This window comes from Flagellimonas aquimarina (assembly GCF_003149745.1).
Taxonomy (GTDB): Bacteria; Bacteroidota; Bacteroidia; order Flavobacteriales; family Flavobacteriaceae; genus Flagellimonas; species Flagellimonas aquimarina.
In genome coordinates this window covers 619,821-640,366 of the sequence record NZ_QGEG01000001.1, presented here as the reverse complement: position 1 = coordinate 640,366, position 20,546 = coordinate 619,821, and the positions used below count along the sequence as shown (strand labels likewise).

The 20,546-nt window shown below is 37.8% G+C and carries 22 protein-coding genes; 11 read left to right on the top strand and 11 right to left on the bottom strand.

The window, feature by feature from the left end; all coding sequences use genetic code 11:
- The first annotated feature begins 1 nt into the window (after position 1).
- Complete coding sequence (locus DKG77_RS02920) at positions 2-838, top strand: aldo/keto reductase (RefSeq protein ID WP_109660023.1); 837 nt, start codon at positions 2-4, stop codon at positions 836-838.
- A gap of 3 nt (positions 839-841) precedes the next feature.
- On the opposite strand, the gene DKG77_RS02915 is transcribed toward DKG77_RS02920, so the two are convergent.
- Positions 842-1,354: an acyl-CoA thioesterase gene (locus tag DKG77_RS02915; RefSeq protein WP_109660021.1), complete on the bottom strand. Its 513-nt coding sequence runs from the start codon at positions 1,352-1,354 to the stop codon at positions 842-844.
- A gap of 60 nt (positions 1,355-1,414) precedes the next feature.
- Positions 1,415-2,359, bottom strand: coding sequence for an HU domain-containing protein (locus DKG77_RS02910; RefSeq protein ID WP_109660019.1), 945 nt, complete (start codon positions 2,357-2,359; stop codon positions 1,415-1,417).
- A gap of 104 nt (positions 2,360-2,463) precedes the next feature.
- On the opposite strand from DKG77_RS02910, the gene dprA reads away from it, so the two are divergent.
- Positions 2,464-3,570 carry a DNA-processing protein DprA gene (gene dprA, locus DKG77_RS02905; RefSeq protein WP_109660017.1) on the top strand — a complete coding sequence of 369 codons (1,107 nt, stop codon included), beginning with the start codon at positions 2,464-2,466 and terminating at the stop codon, positions 3,568-3,570.
- On the opposite strand, the gene trpS is transcribed toward dprA, so the two are convergent.
- Together trpS and DKG77_RS02895 are read right to left on the bottom strand one after the other, a co-directional pair.
- Positions 3,567-4,535 carry a tryptophan--tRNA ligase gene (gene trpS, locus DKG77_RS02900; RefSeq protein WP_109660015.1) on the bottom strand — a complete coding sequence of 323 codons (969 nt, stop codon included), beginning with the start codon at positions 4,533-4,535 and terminating at the stop codon, positions 3,567-3,569. The genes dprA and trpS overlap by 4 nt on opposite strands.
- 85 nt (positions 4,536-4,620) lie before the next feature.
- A complete protein-coding gene (locus DKG77_RS02895) occupies positions 4,621-4,863 on the bottom strand; it encodes a GlsB/YeaQ/YmgE family stress response membrane protein (protein WP_109660013.1) in 243 nt (80 codons plus the stop codon).
- A gap of 56 nt (positions 4,864-4,919) precedes the next feature.
- On the opposite strand from DKG77_RS02895, the gene DKG77_RS02890 reads away from it, so the two are divergent.
- Positions 4,920-5,666 (top strand): lysophospholipid acyltransferase family protein, encoded by a 747-nt coding sequence (locus DKG77_RS02890; protein ID WP_109660011.1) that lies wholly within the window; start codon positions 4,920-4,922, stop codon positions 5,664-5,666.
- 96 nt (positions 5,667-5,762) lie between these two features.
- On the opposite strand, the gene DKG77_RS02885 is transcribed toward DKG77_RS02890, so the two are convergent.
- The 5 genes from DKG77_RS02885 to recA all read right to left on the bottom strand — a co-directional run bounded on the left by DKG77_RS02885 (position 5,763) and on the right by recA (position 10,778).
- Complete coding sequence (locus DKG77_RS02885; RefSeq protein ID WP_243414805.1) at positions 5,763-6,926, bottom strand: histidine kinase; 1,164 nt, start codon at positions 6,924-6,926, stop codon at positions 5,763-5,765.
- 145 nt (positions 6,927-7,071) lie between these two features.
- Entirely contained in the window at positions 7,072-8,664 is a 1,593-nt protein-coding gene (locus DKG77_RS02880) for an outer membrane beta-barrel protein (RefSeq protein WP_109660007.1), read from the bottom strand.
- 11 nt (positions 8,665-8,675) lie between these two features.
- On the bottom strand, positions 8,676-9,206 hold the full coding sequence (locus DKG77_RS02875) for an RNA polymerase sigma factor (protein ID WP_109660004.1): 531 nt from the start codon (positions 9,204-9,206) through the stop codon (positions 8,676-8,678).
- Between the two features lie 28 nt (positions 9,207-9,234).
- Positions 9,235-9,675 (bottom strand): hypothetical protein, encoded by a 441-nt coding sequence (locus tag DKG77_RS02870; protein WP_243414803.1) that lies wholly within the window; start codon positions 9,673-9,675, stop codon positions 9,235-9,237.
- Positions 9,676-9,770: 95 nt separating this feature from the next.
- Complete coding sequence (gene recA / locus DKG77_RS02865; protein ID WP_109660001.1) at positions 9,771-10,778, bottom strand: recombinase RecA; 1,008 nt, start codon at positions 10,776-10,778, stop codon at positions 9,771-9,773.
- A 298-nt stretch (positions 10,779-11,076) separates the two neighbouring features.
- Between recA and trhO the strand changes: the two genes are divergently transcribed.
- The 8 genes from trhO to DKG77_RS02820 all read left to right on the top strand — a co-directional run bounded on the left by trhO (position 11,077) and on the right by DKG77_RS02820 (position 18,813).
- Entirely contained in the window at positions 11,077-12,159 is a 1,083-nt protein-coding gene (gene trhO / locus DKG77_RS02855) for an oxygen-dependent tRNA uridine(34) hydroxylase TrhO (RefSeq protein WP_109659997.1), read from the top strand.
- A 49-nt stretch (positions 12,160-12,208) separates the two neighbouring features.
- A complete protein-coding gene (locus DKG77_RS02850) occupies positions 12,209-13,369 on the top strand; it encodes a PSP1 domain-containing protein (protein WP_109659995.1) in 1,161 nt (386 codons plus the stop codon).
- Positions 13,359-13,847 carry a gliding motility lipoprotein GldH gene (locus DKG77_RS02845; RefSeq protein ID WP_109661404.1) on the top strand — a complete coding sequence of 163 codons (489 nt, stop codon included), beginning with the start codon at positions 13,359-13,361 and terminating at the stop codon, positions 13,845-13,847. Before DKG77_RS02850 ends, DKG77_RS02845 begins: the two co-directional genes overlap by 11 nt.
- Positions 13,848-13,852: 5 nt before the next feature.
- Positions 13,853-16,177, top strand: a complete 2,325-nt coding sequence (locus DKG77_RS02840; RefSeq protein ID WP_109659993.1) for a penicillin-binding protein 1A — start codon at positions 13,853-13,855, stop codon at positions 16,175-16,177.
- 98 nt (positions 16,178-16,275) lie between these two features.
- A complete protein-coding gene (locus tag DKG77_RS02835; protein WP_109659991.1) occupies positions 16,276-16,974 on the top strand; it encodes a CoA transferase subunit A in 699 nt (232 codons plus the stop codon).
- 80 nt (positions 16,975-17,054) lie between these two features.
- Positions 17,055-17,315, top strand: a complete 261-nt coding sequence (locus tag DKG77_RS02830; RefSeq protein WP_243414801.1) for a hypothetical protein — start codon at positions 17,055-17,057, stop codon at positions 17,313-17,315.
- 2 nt (positions 17,316-17,317) lie between these two features.
- On the top strand, positions 17,318-17,971 hold the full coding sequence (locus DKG77_RS02825; RefSeq protein WP_109659986.1) for a 3-oxoacid CoA-transferase subunit B: 654 nt from the start codon (positions 17,318-17,320) through the stop codon (positions 17,969-17,971).
- A 326-nt stretch (positions 17,972-18,297) separates the two neighbouring features.
- Entirely contained in the window at positions 18,298-18,813 is a 516-nt protein-coding gene (locus tag DKG77_RS02820) for a GNAT family N-acetyltransferase (protein WP_109659985.1), read from the top strand.
- 86 nt (positions 18,814-18,899) lie between these two features.
- Here the strand turns inward: DKG77_RS02820 and DKG77_RS02815 are convergent, their stop codons facing one another.
- Together DKG77_RS02815 and DKG77_RS02810 are read right to left on the bottom strand one after the other, a co-directional pair.
- Positions 18,900-20,042, bottom strand: a complete 1,143-nt coding sequence (locus DKG77_RS02815) for a methionine aminotransferase (protein WP_109661402.1) — start codon at positions 20,040-20,042, stop codon at positions 18,900-18,902.
- Positions 20,042-20,518 carry a very short patch repair endonuclease gene (locus tag DKG77_RS02810; RefSeq protein WP_109659983.1) on the bottom strand — a complete coding sequence of 159 codons (477 nt, stop codon included), beginning with the start codon at positions 20,516-20,518 and terminating at the stop codon, positions 20,042-20,044. The genes DKG77_RS02815 and DKG77_RS02810 overlap by 1 nt, the downstream gene beginning before the upstream one ends.
- Between the last annotated feature and the right edge of the window lie 28 nt (positions 20,519-20,546).

Sequence of the window (20,546 nt, the reverse complement as noted above, 5' to 3'; positions counted from 1 at the left end):
CATGAGAACAATTACAGATTTACAAGGAACTTTTGAATTGAACAATGGGGTTAAAATGCCCTATTTTGGTTTAGGTGTATACTTATCAAAAGATGGTAATGAGGTGGTAAATGCTGTTAAGGATGCATTGAACCATGGGTATAGACATATTGATACAGCTTCAATTTATAAGAACGAAAATGGCGTAGGCCAAGGTGTTGAGCAAAGTAATGTTGATCGTAAGGATATTTTTGTTGTAAGTAAGGTTTGGAATGATGATCAGGGATATGATTCCACTTTGAAAGCTTTTGATGACAGCTTGGAACGATTGGGAATGGACTATCTGGACCTTTATTTGATTCATTGGCCTAAAGGAAATAAATCCAAAGACACATGGAAGGCCATGGAACGATTGTACAAGGAAAAAAAGGTGCGTGCCATAGGAGTAAGTAATTTTATGCAACACCACTTAGAAGATTTGTTGACCGAAACAGAAATAACCCCTATGGTCAACCAAATGGAATTTCACCCGTATCTGGTACAACAGGACTTGATAGATTTTTGTCATAACAAGGGAATTCAATATGAAGCATGGTCCCCTATGATGCAAGGGAACATTTTTGATATTCAGCTTTTAAAAGAACTGGGAAAAAAATATGGAAAAACCGCTGCCCAGATTGTTTTACGCTGGGATCTTCAAAAAGGTGTTGTAACTATTCCAAAGTCTTCAAAGAAACAACGCATTATCTCAAATGCCGATATTTTTGATTTTGAACTTACGCATGAGGATGTTCAATTACTAGATGGGCTGGACAGAAACCAAAGGTTTGGGCCAGACCCAGATAATTTCGACTTTTAAACCTTAAGAAGTAAACAAGGCTTTTAATTCCGTAGCATCTGAAGGTTTCATTTTTCCTGCCAAAACTAAACTTAATTGTTTTCTTCTAAGGGCAGCATCAAAACGCTCCTTTTCCAAATCAGTTTCAGGTTGGATTGGTGGAACTTCAGTAGGTATTCCAGTATCATCTACAGCAACAAAGGTGTAAATTGCCTCATTGGCTTTAGCACGTTCCCCTGTAAAACGATCTTCCATCCAAACATCAATAAATATTTCCATAGAAGTCTTAAATGCTCTTGAAACGGCTGCTTCAACGGTGACCACGCTTCCTAATGGTACAGAACGGTTAAATGCAACATGGTTTACAGATGCGGTCACGGTAATTCTTCTACTGTGTCTTCTTGCAGCAATGCTAGCGGCCCGATCCATGCGTGCTAAGAGTTCCCCTCCGAAAAGGTTGTTCAAAGGGTTGGTTTCACTTGGCAAAACCATATCGGTCATTACGGTGCGTGATTCTCTTGGAGTTTTTGTGCGCATAGCATTTTAATTTTGCGCAAAGATATTGAAGTGTAGAAGAAGGTTTTACCTAAAGAGAGATTATTTCTCTGAGAGCAGCCAAGCATCAGCAGACTCGGTTCTTTTAACCTTTCTTAAAAAAGAAAGTGCTTCTTTTGGATTTTCAAAACTATCATAAGCCACTTGGTGCAAGCCAAATCTGTTTACACCTAGATAAAATGCTTTAAAGCCCTTCTCTTCAAGCATCTTCACTTTTTTTTCTGCATTTTTTTCAATTCTGAAAGCGCCGGCAATTACATGATGTTTTCCAAGTTGCTTTTTGTTGACCTTTATATTGATTGCAGGAAATTCCAATGGTGCACTCTTAAAGAAAGTGGCTTCTTGAATATGTCGAGAAACTTGTTTTTGTGCATCTTGTTGTACAGCAATCTGTTTTTGTTGAACATCTTCATAAGCACTGTAGGAAGTAGAGCCCAAGGAGACGGCCAATAATATAACAGCAGCATATTTTAACCAAGGTCTAAAAGAGGATTGCTCTCTTTTTTCTGGAGTGATTATAAATGGAATCTTTTCTTCCAACTCTTCAATCTCCTCTTTTAATACTTCTCTCTGAATAGGTGTTGCGGCAAAAGTGGAAAGACCAAAAGAAGAGGTTAGGTAATTGATTTTATTTTCGGGCTGAAACTGAATTCTTTGTTCCTGGTTTAACCAAAGTTTTCCAACACCAAAAACCTCAATGTTCTCTCCTCGCTGAAGTTTTTTGTTCCAAGTTTCAGCTACATTTTCAACTTCTTGCAACAGTTCTTCATAACCAAGATGTTTTTCTTTGGCAATATGCGATACTAGAAGGCCATCATTTTTGGACAATTGCGCGTTGAAGGAAACCGTCTTGGAAGGTGGAATTAAAGTATTTGTCTGGTTATCAAGCTCCGCAGATTTTCCATGTGCCAAAAAGGCTCCAAATCCTGGGACAACAACACAATTATAATTGTACAATAATTCTTCTATGTAAGACTCAATCTGCATTGTCACAAATATTGTAAAAAAACAACGAGAACAAAATAGCGCCTATCACTTTTTATTAACATTTGAAATTCTGTATTTTGTGAACAACTTAACCACTTATGTAAATGACTGAAGATGAAATCCTTGCTGTACTCAGGCTACAGAAAGTGCCGAATATTGGCGATGTAACTGCAAAAAAACTGATTTCCCATTGTGGCGGCCCAAAAGCAATTTTTGAGGATAAATTGCAAAATCTGTTAAAAATAGAGAACATTGGGCAAAGAACGTTAAGGGGACTTTATGACACCATTCATAAAGAAGAAGCGGAAGCAGAATATGATTTTCTTTTAAAGGAGAAATTGGACTTTTCTTTCTTTATGGATGAAGACTATCCCAAATACCTTAAACATTGTATAGATGGCCCCATATTACTTTTTAAAAGCGGTAACATTGATTTGGAAAACAGAAAAATTATCAGTGTGGTGGGCACTAGGAACATTACCAGTTATGGTACTGCATTTTGTGAAACTTTTATAGAGGAGATTGCACCTCTAAACCCTATTATTGTGAGCGGCTTTGCCTATGGTGTGGATATAACAATTCAAAAAGCTGCTTTGGCAAAAGGATTGCAGACCATTGGTTGTCTGGCCCATGGATTAAATCAAATTTATCCAAAAGCACATAAAAAGCATGCAGCTCCAATAGAAAAGAACGGAGGCTTCTTAACTGAATTTTGGAGCACTAGTAATCCGGATAGGGAGAATTTTTTAAAACGAAACAGAATTATTGCAGGTATTAGCGAGGCCACTATTGTAATTGAATCCGCAGAAAAAGGGGGCAGTCTGGTTACGGCCGATATTGCAAATGGATACAATCGAGAGGTATTTGCCGTTCCGGGAAGGGCCACGGATAAGTTCAGTAAAGGGTGTAATGATTTGATCAAAAGACAAAAAGCCCATTTGTTGACGTCGGCCGCAGAATTAGTGTATCTATTGGGATGGGAACTGGAAGAAAAGGAGAAGAAAACAACCGTTCAAAAACAGTTGTTTGTAGAATTGGATGAAACAGAACAGTCTATCTATTCTTATTTACAATTGAACGGGAAACAATTACTGGATACCGTTGCTTTAGAGTGTAACCTACCCATTTTTAAAACCTCTTCAACACTTTTTAATATGGAAATGAAAGGAGTGGTTAGGCCTTTACCTGGTAAATTATTCGAGGCGATTTAGTAACCCAACTTTCCACGCACCCTTTCCAAAACGCCATTGGCCACCTTTTTGGCCTTTTCTGCTCCAATGGCCAAGGCTTCATCCACTTCATTTAAGTGGTTCATATAGTACTCAAATTTTTCACGAGGTTCTTCGAACTTGTTCAGGATGACTTCGTACAAAGCTTGTTTTGCATGGCCATACCCATAATTTCCTGCCAAATAGTTGGCACTCATTTCTTCTATTTGTTCTGGTGATGCCAAGATTTTATACAAAGCAAAAACATTATCCTTGGCTGGGTCTTTTGGGTCTTCCATGGGAGTACTATCCGTGACTATGCCCATAAGCTGCTTTCGCAATTTTTTGTCCGGTTGAAAGAGATTAATGATATTCCCTTTGCTTTTGCTCATTTTCTCACCATCTGTGCCAGGGACATACATGGTTTCTTCTTGCACTTTTGCTTCAGGAATTACAAAAGTTTCACCTAGCTGGTGATGAAACCTGGAAGCGACATCTCTTGTCATTTCCAAATGTTGCAATTGGTCCTTTCCCACAGGAACAATATGGGCATCATATAACAAAATATCTGCTGCCATAAGCATAGGATAGGTAAACAATCCAGAGTTTACATCTTCCAACCTATCCGCTTTATCCTTAAAAGAGTGCGCCAAAGTAAGCCGTTGATACGGATAAAAACAGCTAAGATACCAAGCCAGTTCGGTTACCTGAGGGACATCACTTTGCCTATAGAAAACAGTTTTTTCAATATCCAGACCAAAGGCTAACCAAGTGGCTGCTGTGGCGTATGTGTTGTTTCTCAATTCTTCTCCGTTCTTTATCTGGGTAAGGGAGTGCATATCTGCAATGAAAAGAAAAGACTCGTTTTTAGGATCTTGAGCCATTTGAATGGCTGGGATTATTGCCCCCAAGATGTTTCCCAAGTGTGGAGTGCCTGTACTTTGAATTCCCGTTAAAATTCTGGACATACCTAATTTTTAAGGCGTAAATGTAACAATCCACATGGGATAAAAAAAGCGGCTTAAGCCGCTAATGGAAAAAGAATGCTAAAAGTTATTTCTTAAAGAGTCCGGCAACAAAAAGTATCACCACAGCTCCAATAACTCCAGTGAGCAAATCACCAACTATTCCAGAGCCTATATGAACACCCAACATACCAAAGAGCCAGTTTCCCACAACACCACCTACAATTCCGAGAATAATATTTAATAGGGTCCCAAAACCGCCCCCTTTCATAATTTTACCCGCAAGCCAACCGGCAAGCGCTCCAATTAACAAAGCATAAAGTAGTCCCATTTATTTGATTTTTAGATTGTTTACATAAAGATATTCAAAAATTCTACTTTTGGGTCGTGTTTGCAATTTTCAAAAACATAGGACATGTCTTGTACAGAATTTGGTTTTACATTCTTGTAGCATTGCCTATTTTTATTTTCTTTCCCTTTTTATTGGCTACCACTATCTCCGAAAAAACATATAAACAGTTTTTTTGGTTGGCACGTAATTTATGGGCCAAGACCATACTTTATGGTATGGGCTGTTTTCCAAAAATTGTTAGGGAACAACCCATGGAAAAAGGAAAAAGCTATATGTTGATTGCCAATCATACCAGTATGTTAGACATTATGTTGATGCTATTTGTCAGCAAAAACCCCTTTGTCTTTGTTGGCAAAAAAGAACTGGTTAAAATCCCGGTTTTCGGATTTTTTTATAAACGTGTATGTATAATGGTGGATAGGGATAATATTAAAAGTAGAACCGGGGTTTACAGAAGAGCACAAAGAAGGCTTGCTCAAGGACTGAGCATTTGTATTTTTCCAGAAGGTGGAGTGCCAGAAGAACATATTATTTTGGATGTATTCAAAGATGGTGCCTTTAAAATGGCTATTGCACATAAGATTCCTGTTGTTCCCATAACATTTTATGATAACAAAAAAAGATTTCCGTTTACTTTTTTAAGCGGTGGTCCCGGAAGGGTAAGATGCAAGGTGCACAGTTTTTTTGAAACTGGCATTTTGGCCGAGGATGATAAGACAACACTTAGGGAGGAAGTGAGAGAAGTTATTTTGAAAGAACTAACCCACAGAGAAACTTTATGAGGAAACGTTTTTCCTAATTAACTAACTTAAAGAAATCTCAACATTTTCTGAATCTTCAACAAAGTGCTCCAAAAAACACAAAAGAACATGTATATGTTAAGTTAAATTTGGGAGCCTTAAGGTAATTTCACCATAGTGCTTGGTTCTCTTGTTTTTGAGTATGACTTCCTTTTCAATAGTATAGTTTTTAACAGAATTAAGAAGTCTAATCTGATTTTCCCATTGCATAATGCGCTCTCGATATTCAGGCTCATATTTAATTGTAGAAGCAATTTCATTATGTTGGTAGTTAACTTTTAAAAGCACACTTGTTTTAAGTACTTCAAAACTAATATCCAATTTCTTGTTTTTATGTTGATTGAACATACTGTATTCGATGATGTTTTCGAACAATGTCTGTATGACCGATGCTGGAATTATGGCGTCTATTTTTTTTGAATTGTCCATTATGGTAATAGTATATTCAAATTGATTGTCATAACGAAGTTTTTGTAATTTCAAATACGAATTGAGCATCTTAACCTCTTCTTTTAGACTCGTTGTATCACTTTCTAGACTTTTCAAATAAAACCGGATGAGCTTACTGAAAATCGACAAATATTCTAATGCTAATTTTTTCTTTTCTGATGTAATAAAATTTTGAATTGCATTGAGCGCATTAAAGACAAAATGAGGATTTAATTGTGAATTTAAAACTTTGAGCCTAAGCCCCACCATTTCTTCTTTGATCTTTAGAAGGTTTTCTTGCTTTTCCAAGAGGGCCTTGTTATCCCTAACATTTTTTATTTTTATGGCGCAAATGGAAGCAACCGCAGAAAGCATTCTGAGATGTTGATTGGTAAAAAACTCTTTCTTGGGATGTTCACAGTCTATGACACCATAAATGGTGTTTTCATGGGCAATTGGGACGCAGATTTCTGAGAGGCGAAGATCGTCATCTTCAATGTACCGTAAATCTTTCGAGGTATCGTTAACAATTTCAGGAACACCGGTTTGGGCCACATGACCGGATATTCCATCACCAACAACAATTTGAACAGGGTTGTACAGGGTTTTATCCTTTGGATTTTTTGGACCATAAGCGGCCTTTTGAACAAGTAATTTGTTCTCATGATCTATTAGATAGATTACACAATCTACAAAACCGAGTTTGGAGATACAGTTTTTGGCCAAATCCCAAAGAATATCTTCTTCATTTTCTTTGCCCAGCAAAGATTCTGAAAAATAAACAAGAATATCCTCAAACTGATTGTTTTTCAAGCTAATGCGGTTTTGTGTTAGAGGTTTAAATTAGTAAAATTTTAAAAACCTTCAACTTCCAATAAAAAAACACCCCGCCAAAAAAGGCGAGGTGCTCAATTGATTGCCTAAAGGGGCAACCTTCCTAACCAACTTCTTTATATAACTAAAACTTAAAAGTAACTCCACTATAAACCCCAACGGAAAAGGGCCTAAATGCACCTGCAGTTTCAGAAAAAGTATTCAATTGATATTTAAAAACAGGTTCCAAATTAAGGTGCATTTTTGGAGAGAACTCATAATTAAGACCTATGCCTACATTTGTGCTAAAATTTACGGAGTTCGCATTATTTGCTTCTCCTACTTCCGTTACTAAACCCTCAGATTCCAATAATACAGAATTGTCTACAAGAAAAAGAGAGCTAATTCCACCAATAAGATTAATGCCAAATTTTTTGTCAACAAGGGCATAATCGAGCTCCAAAGGCACCTCTATATAGCCCAATTGCTGTACCATTTTTCCATCTAGAGCAGGGCTTTCATTCGCTGCCAGTTCAAATAACGCATCGTTATTTGTTGCTGCTTGCGGTGTACTGTTCTTGCTTTGCAGAACAAGGTTTCTAGAAGTTTGACTATAACTGATATTATCAATCAACTCGTTTGTGGATCCTTCCAACGAAGAAGAGAATAAAACTTCATTGGTGTCGTAACCAAAGTCAACTCTGTGCACACCAGAACGAACCTTGAGCCTTTTGCCTACATTGTAAGCAACGGTAAGTCCATAACTTAGATTAACATTTCCAGATTTTGAATTTGAGGCAAAATTGGAATGTATCGGAGAGCCCTCACCAGTAGCATTAAAATAAACAGGAGCTACGGATGGTCCTATGGACCATTTTTCACTAGTGTTCTCTGCAACAACTTCCTCTTCCTGTTCCTTTATTACCTCAAAAATTGATCGTTTTTCATTTTCTTCTTCATTTTGCGCCACGGCATTTTCTTCCGTTATGCTTTCCAAGACTTTTTCTTCTTGTAAAACTTCTTTTTGAGTTTTATCCGAAGATTGCACGTTGTTATTGTTTTCTTTGCCCATAGCCGCAATAGCGTTGGATTTTTTCTCCTCGGAAAGACCTACAATATCCGATTGTTCAGAATTTTCCTTTTGGGTTTTAACAACTTCAGCGTCTACTAAAGCTACGTTTTGATCCGCACTCTTGGCAACATTTGATTCATTCTCCTGCGTCAAGTAATTCTTTAGAGATTGCTTCTTTTTAAGAACTTCTCCTTTTTGTGTTGTATTTGACGTTACTTGTTGCTCTTGAGTTTTTATGCTTTGATTTTTGATGATAGAACTCTCTGCACTTTCTTCTGCTTGTGTTGCAGAATCCTCTACATCACCAGAACCATTTTCATTGGATGATTCTACCAAATTCTCTTCGTTGTTCAACCGCAATTCTTGATCGGATTTTTCTGATTCCTTGATGATACTTTCGTTTTGAGAAGGAACGGTATTTTCTTCAGAATTTGTAATGATGATTTCCGCATCATTATTTGCTCCATCAAATGGATTGATAACGTAAAATAAAACGGCCAATAAAGCGGCCACCCCTCCCAGGCGCCACCAAATTGGAACAACTCTTTTCTTTTTTCTTTTTTTGTCCAAAGAATCTTCGATGGATTTCCAGACTTTTTCATCTGGAACTTCATGAAACTCTTTAAAGGTTTCTTTGAACAATTGCTCTAAATCCTTTTTCCCCATTCTTAAATCATTTAAGCAATGTTTATATTTTCTTTATCTATTTTTTCCCTTAAAATCATTTTGGCCCTGGCCAGATTAGATTTTGAGGTCCCAGTGGATGTCCCCAACATCTCACTTATTTCCTTATGGCTATAACCATCCAAAACATATAGATTGAATGTTAACCTATATTTATTTGGCAACTCTTGAATGTATCCCAAAAGTGTGCTCAGGTTTATATCTGCTTGTTCTACATCAACATCTATTTCTTCACCAACATTTTCTGAAACTACATTTAGGTGTTGTTCTTTTCTATATTTCTGAAGCACCGTATTTACAGTAATCCGTTTAATCCAACCTTCAAAAGAACCATTGAAATTGAACTGCTCTATTTTGTTGAAAATTGTCATAAAACTGTCGTGTAGATTATCTTCTGCCTCAGTTTTATTGCGGGAGTATTTTAAACACATACCGAAAAGAACACCAGAATATTTCCGGTATAATTCAGCTTGCGCTTGTCTTTTGCCCTTTTTACAATTATGTATCAGTTCTTCAAGATCCAAATGTTGGTTAATTTTGGATTATTGATATTTAGTTTGTTGGAACGGTAACTACTGGCACTGTATATTCTATATAAGCTGCATCTTCATTTTCATCTGTACCCGTATATAGTCTAAAATGATATTCTCCAGTGAAAATCACGTTAAACTTTAACGTTGCAACAACTTCTTCAACAGCCTGTGTGCAGGCGGTGTTGTTATCTGTAAACACAGAACCAATTACAACTATGTCCCTATCGGTCTCTCCTGTTTTGACTACATCGAACCCTTCAAAAAAAGTACATCCGTTAGGTCTTAGATAGGTGACCTGAATGTCATACGTTTTGTTCAATTCAAAAGAGTCTGGAAAATTCGCTTCTACCCCAGAAAGTGTTGCAAAATGAAAATTCTGTTGGTCGTCATCCAGATTACAGGAGGCAATTAATAGACTTATCCCAAAAAGAATAAATAGCACAATTCCCTTTTTCATCATTAAAATCTTTTAACCCATAGATGAAAGGTATACATAAGGGTTGCGTAGGATTTTTGACAACCTATGGCTACACTAGAATATAAGTTAGGCCAAATTTATGCGTTAACTGTGGCAATAGCCTCTTTGATTTTTGCCTCTAATTCATCAGATAGTTCTGGATTATCAGCAAGTAGCGCTTTTACAGCGTCTCTTCCTTGACCGAGCTTTGTATCACCATAGCTAAACCAAGAGCCACTTTTCTTTACAATTTCATAAGCTACCCCAAGATCAAGAATTTCTCCAATTTTAGAGATACCTTCTCCATACATGATATCAAACTCGGCAGTTTTAAAGGGAGGTGCAACTTTGTTCTTCACCACCTTTACTCTTGTTTTGTTTCCAAGTACAGCTCCATCCGTGTCTTTAATTTGGGTAGAACGCCTAATATCTAAACGTACCGAAGCATAAAACTTCAGTGCATTCCCGCCAGTGGTAGTTTCTGGATTCCCAAACATGACCCCAATTTTTTCTCGCAATTGGTTTATAAAGATTACGGTGCAGTTTGTTTTGCTGATTGTAGAGGTTAATTTCCTTAATGCCTGAGACATTAAACGTGCATGGAGACCCATTTTGGAATCACCCATTTCTCCTTCAATTTCACTTTTTGGAGTAAGTGCAGCAACAGAATCAATAATGACAATATCAATGGCGCCCGATCGAATAAGATTATCAGCTATTTCAAGCGCTTGCTCACCATGGTCTGGCTGGGAGATGATAAGGTTGTCTATATCTACCCCCAATTTCTGTGCATAAAAGCGATCAAAGGCATGCTCTGCATCAATAAAAGCAGCAATACCTCCATTTTTTTGAGCTTCGGCAATGGCATGTAGCGTTAAGGTAGTTTTACCAGATGATTCTGGACCATATATTTCAACAACCCTACCTCTTGGATAACCACTTACCCCTAGAGCAATGTCCAGCCCTAACGATCCTGAAGGAATAACTTCTATGTCTTCAACCACACTATCTCCCATTTTCATGACAGCACCTTTTCCATAGGTCTTGTCCAGTTTGTCCAGTGTAAGTTTTAAGGCTTTTAACTTTGCTTCTTTTTCGTTGCTCATTGTTCTCGTTATTAGGAAGGCTAAATTACCATTTCTTTCTACATACGGCAAAAGGCACGCAACCTTTTTAAAAGACCGTATCTACATAGTACTAACTCGAATAAACATAATAGTGGATTCCATTTGGGAATTTGCGGCCACAGGGCAAAAGGGAAATTTGCGCTATGAAAAGAAACATGTGGTAAAAAGGGGGCTCTTAAATTTAAGAGCCCCCTTTTCTTTTTAAGAATTAAGAATTTTTACCTTTGTACCCGTTTTATTATTTAGACTATTCTTTAACTTAAACTATTGGTATAGCATGCAACTGTACAATACACTAAGTGCAAAAGAAAGGGAAAAACTTATAGAGGAAGCTGGCAAAGAACGGCTTACCATCTCTTTCTACAAATATGCACACATAGCAAATCCTGGAATTTTTAGAAACCACCTATTCATTCATTGGAATGAACAGGAAGTATTGGGCAGAATTTATGTGGCTCATGAAGGTATAAATGCGCAGCTTTCAGTCCCCGCGGAAAACTTTGAATCGTTCAAAAAGCATTTGGACAGTATTACCTTTTTAGAAAATGTGCGTCTTAATATTGCCATTGAACAAGACAATAAATCATTTCTTAAGCTAAAAGTAAAAGTTCGAGAAAAAATAGTGGCTGATGGATTGAACGACAAGACTTTTGACGTTACCAATAAGGGAGTTCATGTAGGTGCAGAAAAATTTAATGAGCTCATTGAAGATCCTGATACCGTGCTGGTAGATATGAGAAACCACTATGAGAGTGAAATAGGGCATTTTAAAAATGCGGTTACCCCAGATGTGGATACCTTTAGAGACTCTTTGGACATTATTGAAAGAGACCTTGCCGAGCACAAAGAGGACAAAAAATTGGTAATGTACTGTACAGGGGGCATCCGATGTGAAAAAGCCAGTGCCTATTACAAGCATAAAGGATTCAAAAATGTATACCAATTAGAGGGTGGGATTATTGAATATACCCGACAGGTGAAGAGCAAAGATCTAGAGAACAAATTTTTGGGAAAGAACTTCGTTTTTGATCATAGACGGGGAGAACGTATCTCTGAAGATGTTATTTCCAATTGTCATCAATGTGGTAAACCATGCGACACACATGTAAATTGCGCCAACGAGGCATGCCATCTACTTTTTATACAATGCATGGAATGTGCCGAGGCCATGCAAGATTGTTGCTCCTTGGATTGCAAGGAAACGCACTCTTTGCCGTATGAGGAGCAAAAGGCACTTCGCAAAGGCAAAAAAGCAAGTAATAAAATTTTTAAAAAAGGGCGTTCAGAAGTATTGAAGTATAAAAAGCAGCATTTCTCTTCTGCCACAATTTATGCTATATTTACAACTAGTTATTTATGAACCCTTTTTAAGGAAATGGTTGTCATTTCTTTAAATCAAGATACAAAATATGGGATGTAGCAGTTGTTCAACCGGCAAGGATGGACAACCGCGTGGTTGCAAGAACAATGGTACTTGCGGCACTGATGGTTGTAACAAGCTAACAGTTTTTGATTGGCTTTCCAATATGTCGCTACCCAACGGTCAAAAGCCTTTTGATTGTGTTGAGGTACGTTTCAAGAATAGTAGAAAAGAATTTTTTAAAAATGCAGATAACCTTCCACTGGCAATAGGAGATGTAGTTGCCACACAGGCAAAGTCGGGTCATGATGTAGGAATAGTTACGCTTACCGGAGAATTGGTTAAAGTGCAAATGAAAAAAAAGAAAGTTGCACCGGACGACAATGAAATCCCAAAAGTTTATAGGAAGGCATCTCAAAGAGATATTGACATTTGGCAAAAATGTAGGGACAAAGAGCCCGAAATTCAAAAAAGATCTAGAGAGATTGCCATTTCGTTAAAACTTCAAATGAAGCTTAGTGATGTGGAATTTCAAGGAGACGGATCAAAAGCAACGTTCTACTATACCGCCGAAGACCGTGTAGATTTTAGGCAGTTGATAAAAGATATGGCCAAAGCCTTTGGCATAAGAATAGAAATGCGTCAAATAGGATATCGCCAAGAAGCTCAACGCTTGGGCGGTATAGGCTCTTGCGGCAGGGAGCTTTGTTGCTCAACGTGGTTAACGGACTTTAGGTCCGTGAGCACAGCTTCTGCCAGATATCAACAATTGGCCCTAAATCCTCAAAAATTGGCAGGTCAGTGTGGTAAACTAAAATGCTGTCTTAATTATGAGTTGGATATGTATTTGGAAGCATTGAAGAACTTTCCGCCGCAGGACAGCAAGATCATGACCAAAAAAGGGCTTGCCTTTTGTCAAAAAGCAGATATTTTCAAGGAAACCTTGTGGTTTTCATATAAGGATGACCCGGCCACTTGGCACGCATTGGGCAAAGACCATGTGTTGGAAATTTTGGAAATCAACAAAAAGAATGAAAAAATTGAAAGCTTGGAAGAATATGCTCAAGACAATGTGAGCGAAGAAAAAATGGTTTTTGAAAACGTAGTTGGCCAGGATAGCCTTACGCGCTTTGATAGACCTCGAAAAAAGAAAAGAAACAATAAAAAAAGAAGAAAAAATAAACCAAATGCTTCTTCCAATGCACAATAAATTCCTCATGGCCTTGGTTTTCTCTTTATCCTTAGCTTCATGTGATAGCAATCTGGTTTTTTCAGATTATGAGGTAATGGAGAACGCATCATGGAAAATTGATAATCCGGTAGAATTTGAATTTTCCAAATTGGATTCTGTTCAAGCACATGATATGTTCATCAATATTAGAAATGATAATACGTTCCAGTTCAATAATCTTTTTTTGATTACAGAACTTGAATACCCCAACGGAAATACATTAAAGGACACCTTGGAATATAAAATGGCTGAAGTAAGTGGAGAATGGTTGGGCAAAGGACTGGGAAGCATAAAAGAAAATAAACTATGGTTTCATGAAAAAATCGTTTTTAAGGATTCTGGCGTATATAGAGTGAGTGTTTCCCATGCCATGCGCAAAAATGGAGCTGTTGACGGTATTCATATTTTGAATGGCATTACGGATGTAGGTTTAGAAATTGAAAAAAGCACCCAATAAGAACAATGGCAAAAGCTAAGCAAAAGAAGCAGAAAGGCTTCTTTACATACATCAAGTGGTTCTGGATTCTTTTTGGATCCGGTTTATTCTTAATTATACTGGTATTTCTATTGGCTTCATGGGGAGCATTTGGTGAAATGCCAACCTTTGAACGCTTGGAAAACCCCCAGACCAATCTGGCCACAGAATTTATCTCTTCGGATGGACAAACATTAGGGAAGTTGTACTTAGATGATAACAGAACGCCTGTTTCCTATAAAAAACTGCCAGAAAACTTGGTCAATGCACTTGTGGCAACAGAAGATGCACGGTACTATAGTCATTCAGGAATTGATGCTAGGGGAACAATAAGGGCATTTGCATATTTAGGTTCAAAAGGGGGAGCAAGTACTATTTCTCAACAGTTGGCCAGGCAACTGTTTGTGGGAATACGTGCAAAAGACTGGACAAAGTATACCCAAAAAATAAAAGAATGGGTCATTGCCATTAGATTGGAACGCAACTATACCAAAGAGGAAATAATAGCCATGTATCTTAATATTTATGATTTTGGTTATGCTGCCGATGGAATACGTTCCGCGGCTAGAATTTATTTCGGGAAGGAACCTGCAGAATTAAAGATAGAAGAATCTGCAGTGCTGGTGGGGATGCTCAAGAACTCTTCACTTTACAATCCGTTAAGAAGGGAGGAACTGGTGCTTAACCGCAGAAATACAGTTTTAGGACAAATGGCTAAATATGGGTACATCACTGAAATGGAAAAAGATTCACTTCAGAAGCTCAAAATGGATATCAATTTTAATCCAGAGTCACATAGAGAAGGTTTGGCCACCTATTTTAGAATGTATATGCAACGATGGTTGAATAAATGGGTAAAAGAGAACCCAAAGCCAGATGGAGAGAAATATAACATCTATTTGGATGGGTTAAAGATTTATACCACAATAGATTCAAGAATGCAAAAGAATGCCGAGGATGCGGTCCAGGCACATATGAAAAACTTGCAGGCAGAGTTCTTTCATCAAAACACGCTCAAACGCAACCCAACAGCTCCTTTTTTAGATTTGACAAAGGGCGCTATCGATACCATAATGCGCCGTGCGATGAAGCAATCAGATAGATGGAGAAGTATGGCCAAGGAAGGCAAGACGGAAAAGGAAATAAAAGATTCATTCCACAAAAAGACTGAAATGACAGTGTTTGATTGGAATAGTGATTCTTATGAAAAGGATACCATAATGACACCTATGGATTCTATTCGATATTACAAGACTTTTTTAAGAACTGCCATGATGTCCATGGAACCTCAAACAGGTCATGTAAAAGCATGGGTGGGAGGTGTTGACTATAAACATTTTCAATATGACAATGTAAACCAAGGAGCGCGACAGGCAGGTTCTACCTTTAAACCATTTGTATATGCAGCGGCAATTGATCAGCTAAGATATTCGCCTTGCGATTCTCTTCCCGATAATCAATATTGTATAGAACCTTTAAAACATGGAAACCCTGAAGCCTGGTGTCCAAAAAACTCAAATGGGAAATACTCAGGTGAGGACCTTACACTTAAGAACGCTCTCGCAAATTCTGTAAATACGGTAACGGCACAATTAATAGATAAAGTGGGGCCAAGATCGGTGGTTGCAATAGCTAGGAATATGGGATTGACCCGCGAAATACCTGAAGTGCCTTCAATAGCATTGGGAACGCCAGACTTTAATGTATTTGAAATGGTTGGGGCATATGGAACTTTTGCCAATCAGGGAGTGTATGTAAAACCAGTTACGGTAACCCGGATTGAAGATAAAAACGGAACGGTGCTATATGAATATGTACCTGAAACAAAAGATGTTTTAAGTAAAGATGTTGCCTATGCCATGGTAAATTTAATGGAAGGGGTTACCCAATATGGCTCTGGGGGAAGGTTAAGACATTCTTTTGCCAAAGAGCAAACAGTGTACAAAGAGATTATTACTGGGTATCCATATGAGCTCACTAACCCAATTGCAGGTAAAACAGGGACCACACAGAACCAGAGTGATGGTTGGTTTATGGGAATGGTACCCAATTTGGTAACAGGTGTTTGGGTAGGTGGAGACAATAGGTCTGTTCATTTTAGCAGCCTTACCTATGGTCAAGGAGCGTCAATGGCATTGCCTATTTGGGGCTTGTACATGAAGAAAAACTACGAGAACGAAGAATTGGGGATTTCCAAAGATGCTTTTGAAGAACCAGAAAACATGTCAATCAATGTGGACTGTACAAAAGCGCTCAAAAAACTTAAAGAAGAACTAGATACAGAAGACGATTTGGAAGACGTAGGATTCTAATCTTCAATTTTATTAAAACTTTGCCCCAAGATGCATTTATATCTTGGGGCTTTTTTATTTAAATCGTAATTTCAATCCATTAGAAAAGATAAGAACAGATGATTAAAAAAACAGTTCCAAATGTGGAGAGCGCACTTAAAGGAGTTGCTGATGGAATGACATTTATGCTTGGTGGTTTTGGACTATGTGGGATTCCAGAAAATGCAATTGCAGAATTGGTGAAGCTGGGTATAAATGACATCACTTGTATTTCCAATAATGCGGGGGTAGATGATTTTGGCCTAGGGCTGCTACTGCAAAAACATCAGATAAAAAAAATGATTTCATCCTATGTTGGGGAAAACGATGAATTTGAGCGCCAAATGTTAAGTGGTGAGCTAGAGGTGGAACTGACCCCTCAGGGCACATTGGCAGAAAAGTGCAGGGCAGCTCAAGCAGGCTTTCCAGCATTTTATACGCCAGCAGGGTATGGTACCGAAGTAGCCGAAGGAAAAGAAACAAGAGAGTTTGACGGAAAAATGCATGTATTGGAGCCAGCTTTTAAAGCTGATTTCTCATTTGTAAAGGCTTGGAAAGGTGACGAAGCAGGAAATTTAATTTTTAAAGGCACGGCCCGCAACTTTAATCCATGTATGTGCGGTGCGGCAAAAATTACCGTTGCCGAGGTAGAAGAACTGTTACCGGCAGGAAGCTTGGATCCCAATGAAATTCATATACCTGGAATATTTGTACAGCGCATTTTTAAAGGGTATGACTATGAAAAAAGAATAGAACAAAGAACCGTTAGAAAGAAATAATGAGACTTGGCTACATATGTTCCTCTTGTAATAAACAGAATTATATAAAGGATAAGGCAGAGACTAGACCTGATTTGCAAATGAAAACTGGGAAAGATGAATTGCAAGTGAATTGCGACTCCTGTGGGAAAATGGACAAAAAGCATATCAATAACATCAACGCAGTAGTTGACAACAGGATTATTATGGCTGGAGTATTTCTGAGTTTAATAGTCACTCTAGTTTTATGGAATTACTATGGAGCTATTGCTTCTATAAGTTTTGTAATACCACTATTAGTTTGGATTTCTGAAAACAAGGCTTTAAGCGGGTTCAATAAATATACAATTAGAAGAAAGTAGGTATGTTGGATAAAAACGGAATAGCAAAACGAATTGCAAAAGAGGTCAAAGACGGATATTATGTGAATTTGGGCATTGGTATCCCTACTTTGGTCGCAAACTTTGTTCGAGATGATATCAGTGTTGAATTCCAAAGTGAGAACGGCGTTCTAGGAATGGGTCCTTTCCCTTTTGAAGGAGAAGAGGATGCAGATGTCATAAATGCAGGAAAACAGACAATAACAACATTACCGGGAGCTTCATTTTTTGACTCAGCTATGAGTTTTGGGATGATCAGGGGAAAACATGTTGATTTAACAATTTTAGGAGCAATGGAAGTTGCTGAGAATGGAGATATTGCCAATTGGAAGATTCCGGGTAAAATGGTCAAGGGCATGGGAGGCGCCATGGATCTTGTAGCTTCTGCAGAGAATATTATAGTTGCCATGATGCACACCAATAAGGCAGGAATATCCAAATTGTTGACAAAATGCACTTTACCCTTGACCGGAGTTGGCTGTGTAAAGAAAATAGTGACCAATTTAGCAGTTATGGAAGTTACAGGAGAGGGTTTTAAACTATTGGAAAGAGCCCCTGGGGTTTCTGTTGAGACCATTATCAGGGCAACAGAAGGGAAATTGATCGTAGAGGGAGAAATACCGGAAATGGACCTCTAGTTAATACCAATCAGTTTACTTACAACAAAATCGGAATATTTCACAACATTTTCTTGTATTTGGTAGTACATCGATGTTATATTTGGTTTTATCGATTTTTTTACCCAAATTAACACCATAAAAACAACACCATGGCACCCAAATTAAACCAAGCTTCTATGGAAGACAACATTCAAGTCTACCGAAACGATTTTTTTACCGGCTTTATGCTATTGATTAAAAAGCTTTTCATGCTTTAAAAAGAATCAAATCACAAAAAACTTGAGAGTCAACATATATGTTGACTCTTTTTTTTTGAAGTATTTTTGGGTAAGAAACCAACATATATGAGCTTAACTTTTCGTGAGTGCACAAAATTGGATTTGGATGAACTGGTTAACATTTCTCGAGATACTTTTATAGCTGCTTTTGAAGAGGACAATGACCCTGCAGATTTTAAGAACTATATAGATTTTGCCTTCAACAAGGAGAAATTGCAATCGGAACTGGAAAATAAGAACTCTAGATTTTACTTTGTGCTTGAGGAAGAAGAGCTGGTTGGATATTTTAAATTGAACGAGAATGAGGCTCAAACAGAAGTTAAGAGTAAAGACTCTTTTGAACTGGAACGCATTTATGTAGTTAGAGCACATCAAGGAAAAAAAATAGGGGCATGGATACTGCAACAAGTACTAAAACTGACCAAACAAAATGGCAAGGATTATCTATGGCTTGGAGTATGGGAGAAAAATGCTGCTGCCATCAGATTCTATCAAAGGCATGGTTTCAAAAAATTTGGTACACACCCTTACTACATTGGGAAAGACAAGCAAACGGACTGGCTCCTTAGACTAGAACTGTAGTATGCTGTTCAGCAATTCCATGTTGCCTTCTGTCCACAATTGTAAATAGTTTTACTAAAAACAGTACCACTGATTGGGTAAGGCCGTTAAATTCGGTTTAGAATTTCCGCCGCTTGATCCAGAACGGTATTGGTCTTTGCAAAGCAAAAACGAAGCTGTTTGTTATCAAGGTTATCTAAATTAAATACAGAGACAGGAATACTTGCCAGCTTGTACTCTTTGATCAGTCTTTCTGCAAATTCTGTATCGGTTTCATTGGTGATATCTGAATACTCCAATAGTTGAAAATAGGTTCCAGATGAGGGAATCATTTTAAAACGAGAACCAAGAATGGCGTTTAAAAAATAATCTCGCTTTTCTTGGTAAAACTGTCCAAGAGTAAGGTAATGCTCTGGAGTCTCTAGGTATTTGGCCAAGGCTTCTTGCGCAGGATGATTTACACAAAACACGTTAAACTGATGTACTTTTTGAAACTCATGCATCAAGGCCTTTGGCGCAACACAGTAGCCAATTTTCCAACCTGTAACATGAAAGGTTTTTCCAAAGGAAGAACAAATGATGCTGCGTGAAGCAAGCTCAGGATATTTGGCAACACTCTCATGTTGCTTGCCATCAAACACAATGTGTTCATAAACTTCATCACTCAACAAAATAATATTGGTATCCTTAAGGATTTCCTGAAGTTGTAACATATCAATTTCGTTCCATATGGTTCCTGCCGGATTGTGGGGCGTATTTATGATCACCATTTTGGTTTTAGAGGAAATGGCGGACTTAAAAGTATTCCAGTTTAGGGTATAATTCAATCCTTCCAACTGAATAGGGATTGTTTTGCCCCCAAAGACCTCAATGGCCGGTTCATAACAATCATAAGCAGGTTTTAAAACAATCACCTCATCACCAGGTCTTATAAAGGTGGATATGGCAGTAAAAATGGCCTGTGTAGCCCCTGAAGTAATAGTTATTTCAGATTCTGGGTGATACGTTTTTTCATATAGGGTTTCAATCTTCTCTGAAATTTTGATCCGCAAAGAAACGGAACCTTGCATAGGTGCATATTGGTTGTAACCACCTTTTAACGCATCAGCAGCCAGTTGTAAAAGTTTAGGGTCCGCACCAAAATTTGGAAACCCTTGAGACAGGTTTACGGCATTGTGTTCATTTGCCAATCTACCCATAGTGGTAAATATGTTTGTGCCCACATTGGGTAATTTAGAATCAATTCTGATCATTTTGAATGGTGTTTCCCTAGTGAAGTTAATACCTTTTGTAAACAAGCGTCAAGGTTCTTTTTTACATCGGTCTCCCAAAACCTAAAAATGGTATAACCTAAATCTTCCAATACCGCATTTACTTCTTTGTCCCGTTGAATGTTTCGTTCAATTTTTGGAACCCAGAATTCACGATTGGATTTTATTTTGTCTTTTCGTGCTTCCCAATTGTAACCATGCCAGAATTCCCCATCTATAAAAATGACCGTTTTATACTTATTTAGGACGATGTCTGGTTTGCCAATCAATTTTTTGTAGTCAATACGATAACGATATCCTGCTGCCCACAAAGCTTTTCTAAAGATAAGCTCTGGTTTGGTGTTTTTACCTCTAATCTTACCCATGATCTTGGAACGCTGAGGAGTAGTATAAAATCCAGATTCCTCGTTAAATCGAGGGACTTTGATGCGTTCTTCTGAATATTTTTTGGGCATATTGGAAGATAACAAAAAACCCAAACTC